This is a genomic window from Bathymodiolus platifrons methanotrophic gill symbiont (genome assembly GCF_002189065.1).
Taxonomy (GTDB): Bacteria; Pseudomonadota; Gammaproteobacteria; order Methylococcales; family Methylomonadaceae; genus Methyloprofundus.
Genome location: NZ_BDMN01000304.1, coordinates 1 through 3,798 on the forward strand (window position 1 = coordinate 1; position 3,798 = coordinate 3,798).

General features: G+C 37.3%; 4 protein-coding genes and 1 pseudogene. 1 reads left to right on the forward strand and 4 read right to left on the reverse strand.

The genetic code is table 11. The features are described 5' to 3' along the window. Positions 1-129 precede the first annotated feature (129 nt). Positions 130-306, forward strand: a complete 177-nt coding sequence (locus tag CDZ78_RS22200; protein ID WP_167374347.1) for a hypothetical protein — start codon at positions 130-132, stop codon at positions 304-306. 48 nt (positions 307-354) lie between these two features. Here the strand turns inward: CDZ78_RS22200 and CDZ78_RS22205 are convergent, their stop codons facing one another. The 4 genes and pseudogenes from CDZ78_RS22205 to CDZ78_RS15905 form a co-directional block, all read right to left on the reverse strand. Next, entirely contained in the window at positions 355-504 is a 150-nt protein-coding gene (locus CDZ78_RS22205; protein WP_167374348.1) for a hypothetical protein, read from the reverse strand. A 54-nt stretch (positions 505-558) separates the two neighbouring features. Continuing rightward, a complete protein-coding gene (locus CDZ78_RS22210) occupies positions 559-1,185 on the reverse strand; it encodes a hypothetical protein (protein ID WP_087870877.1) in 627 nt (208 codons plus the stop codon). Between the two features lie 276 nt (positions 1,186-1,461). Further along, entirely contained in the window at positions 1,462-3,267 is a 1,806-nt protein-coding gene (locus CDZ78_RS15900) for a retron Ec67 family RNA-directed DNA polymerase/endonuclease (protein WP_087870878.1), read from the reverse strand. Positions 3,268-3,515: 248 nt separating this feature from the next. Beyond that, positions 3,516-3,732, reverse strand: a pseudogene (locus CDZ78_RS15905) (DDE-type integrase/transposase/recombinase); the annotation flags it as partial. Between the last annotated feature and the right edge of the window lie 66 nt (positions 3,733-3,798).

The following is a 3,798-nucleotide window of genomic DNA, read 5'->3' on the forward strand; positions in this document are numbered from 1 at the left end:
TTAGGCGCGCCATGCTACCTCACGAAATTCCGGGACTCCTGTCGCCGTAATTCGTTCACCTACGCAGCGAATAGGAGATGCTCCAGCCGCCCTGCGTCCGCCACAGACTGAGCACAAAGCAGCTCAGTCATGGCTACCACAAATGGCTCTACGGCTATTCGGGATAAAATTTTAGCCTCCCTCGCGCGCTATCGCGCACTTCGGATTGGCAAATTTCCCTGCGCCTTCTGGAGACTATCATCCCGTCCGGGGCTGACAGCGTTTGCCCCGACTGTGGCTGAAATATATCAACTTTCTTATGGGTAGCACCCACTCAATGTGAGAAGCAAGGTCGATCAGTGGTAAAAATAAAATTTACATTCTCAAAAAGCCAACAGCAAGCTGTGACCAGGCGCGCCATGCTACCTCACGAAATTCCGGGACTCCTGTCGCCGTGATTCGTTCACCTACGCAGCGAATAGGAGGTGCTCCAGCCACCCTGCGTCCGCCACAGACTGAGCACAAAGCAGCTCAGTCATGGCTACCTCAAATGGCTTTACGGCTATTCGGGATAAAATTTTAGCCTCCCTCGCGCGTATGCTCTTGCCTGTACTCCGCGTAGTGGCCTATAGCACCCCTAATTCTATTTAATAAGCATTTAAAACCATTAAAATTAATAGATGTTTTTTGCTTATGAATGATGTGATTAGCAAAATTTATTTTGCTTAAATCAGTGTTATCATTTCGATTTGAAACTGTATTAAAGCACCTTCCATTGTGCTTTATTAGTCTGGTATTATCATCAAAAAGAGATTCTATGTCCGAATACTCTCTCTCCTCGTTTAATGGCGTCAATACAACGTATAAATTATGTATTACATGAATGAATTTCTTGTTACGGTAATCTTTTTCTTGGAGTTCATTGGGGCCGGTTTTAGCTGCATTAATAACTTTAGTAAAATCGTCAAATCCTTTATCGTTATCTAATACTATAATCACAGGGTATTGAGGACTCGGAGCCTTATAATCCCGGCTATTTTTATTAAAATTGCTTACGAATGTTTTTAAACATACATGACCACCGTCCTTAGGTAAACCCATAAAGAATTTAGTTCGATTTGATTTTTTTATAAAGCTAATTAATAACTCATAGTCACCATTTTTGGGGTTTTCCCTTGCAAGGTTTGGAAAGTCAGTCACTAACATTCTAATGGCTGACTTTAGGTGAATTATATCTGTTTTTCCTTCACATAGAATTGTTGGCTGCGAGTTGCCATAGAAGGAACGAAAGAACAAAAAACGTCTATTATAAGGCTTAATCTCATCCAAATAAGATTCACATGTTCAGTTTAAAATGGCGGTATTTCTTAAGGACTTATTAACCTGTATGCCAGGTGGCATATGACTTTACAACTTATCTGCCGAAATTTTAACGATAGGATGATCGGTGTTTTATTCTGTATGAAATATTATTCATTAGCCTCATAAAACTAAGATATAGTCGGTTTTTACACTTTTTGCGACAGAACCATTCTCTGCGTAGTGGTCTATAGCGCCACTAATTCTATTTAATAAGCATTTAAAATTACTAAAATTAATAGATGTTTTCTGCTTTTTAATGATGTGAGTAGCAAAAGCATTTTTGCTTAAATCATCCTTATCATTTCGATTTAAAACTGTATTAAAGCACCTTCCTTCGTGTTTTTTTAGTCTGGTATCTTCATCAAAAAGAGCTTCTATGTCCGAAGCGCTCTCACCGTCTCTTAATGGCGTCAATACAACGTATAAATTACGTATTACATGAATGAATCCCTTTTTACGGTAATCTTTTTCTTCGGTTGGATTACTCGGGTTAATAGTGGATTTATTTTTACGGGAATATTCTTTTTTGGTTTGATTAATAGCTGTAGTAAAGTTGTCAAATCCTTTATCGTTATCTACTACTATAATCACAGGGTGTTGAGGACTCGGAGCCTTATAACCCAGGCTATTTTCATTAAATTTTTTCATGAATGTTACTAAACATCCATAACCACCGTCCTTAGGTAAATCCATAAAGAAATTAGTTCGATTTGAATTTTTTATAAAGCGAATTAATAACTTATAGCCACCCTTTTTGGGGTTATTCCTTGCAAGGTTTGGAAAGTCAGTCGCCAATATTTTAATGGCTGACTTTAGGTAAATGATATCTGTTTTTCCTTCACAGAGAATTGTTGGCTGCGAGTTGCCATAGAAGGAACGAAAGAACAAAAAACGTCCAAATAGTCTCTCTCTAGAATTACCAATCTTTCTATGATGCGAATTATGAAGATTTTTGTTATACGTTTTACGGATGCGATTGAAGTGATCAACTTGGTCAATAAAATTTAACTGCCCCTCTAATTCATTAATATTGCCTTGCTCTCTGCCTTTATATGTTGTTTTGTAAAAAGTCCCTGTACAAAACAATTGATAACATTGTGATCTGACTGTTCGCCAATATATTTTTTTGACATTGAGCTTTTTATTAACCGTGAGTCCTGTGACATCTTGTTTGGAATATTGGTGTTGGATTCTAGTTTTCTTTTCGTTTATAGAAAATCCAGCTCGTGTTATTTCGTGAGTTAGCTTTTTACCAGCAAGGTATTTTCCATTCTCATGTTGCTCCATGATCTGATTAGGGAAAACCGCTTTTCGAGTAGAAATAGTTATATCGTCTGCATACCTTGAATAGCTACATGAATTTTTCTTAGCTAATGATGCAAGTCGTATATCAAGTGAATGGGTGATTAAATTGGTGATAACAGGGGAACAAGGGCTGCCCTGGGGTAGTTTGTTATTGAAGCAAGCTATGTTAGCTAATACTGTTGCAATATGAGGGTCTAGTTCAAAGTTTCTATTTTTTATAAAAAAACCTCTAACACGACCGAAATTAAAACTATCGAAGAAATTACTAAGGTCAATGTTAAGTACATATTTTTGATTTTTATGAACGTTTGCATTAGTGATGATTGAACCCTTTCTAACAAAACCATGTGCTAGTTTTGAGGACTTATTAGGTTTATTATTAATTTCATCAATACAGTCTTGTAGCAGATTAGAAAGCCTTGATTGTATTAGTTTCAGATTACAAACTGGTGCATATATGGTGCGAATTCCTCCATTTCTTTTGGGTATATCAAAACTTATGTATAGGTTTTTTCTTCCTATTTTGTAAAGAGTGTATGTAAGATTTTGGGGGGTGACATCTAATAATTTAGCTAATTCTGGCTTTGTTCTAATGTCTTTAAGCGCCCTTAGATTTTTCATAAGGTACTATCCATAGTAAATTGAAGTGGCTTATAGGCACTCTTATGCGTAATACGTATTCTCTAGTTAATCTGTAGAGAACTTTTAAGGGGCAATCCGTCCGGATATTTTTTTCACTGGTCGCGATACACGACCCAAAATCTGCCTATAAGCCGGGGGCTATTATACCCAAAATTTCTGGGAGTCGCTATTACGGGTTCTGTCGCTATAATTATCAAAAGCGCAGACCTCCTGGTCTTCAGGCATAACTATCCTGCTAAAGCCATAAACTGCTTATAAGCAGGCATATTTTCCTCAGCACAATTGTCCCTTTCGGATCATATGTGCTGTTTCAATTCCATCAATGGTTGCTTGAGCGAAGTGAAACGCTTTAAAGCCCATCATCGGTTTTGTTATCTTTTTGATAAATCGACGATCCTGTTCGATGATATTATTCAAATATTTAACCTGTAATATGTCGATCATGGTGGTAAACCCTTGTTTTTTTTGACGTTAATTATTGGATCAAACCTATGGCCTCGCTAAAATCGT

Excerpts from the sequence above, each read along its gene's own strand:
- CDZ78_RS22200 (WP_167374347.1), top strand. The coding sequence starts at position 130 with ATGGCTACCACAAATGGCTCTACGGCTATTCGGGATAAAATTTTAGCC.
- CDZ78_RS22210 (WP_087870877.1), bottom strand. The coding sequence starts at position 1,185 with ATGTTAGTGACTGACTTTCCAAACCTTGCAAGGGAAAACCCCAAAAAT.
- CDZ78_RS15900 (WP_087870878.1), bottom strand. The coding sequence starts at position 3,267 with ATGAAAAATCTAAGGGCGCTTAAAGACATTAGAACAAAGCCAGAATTA.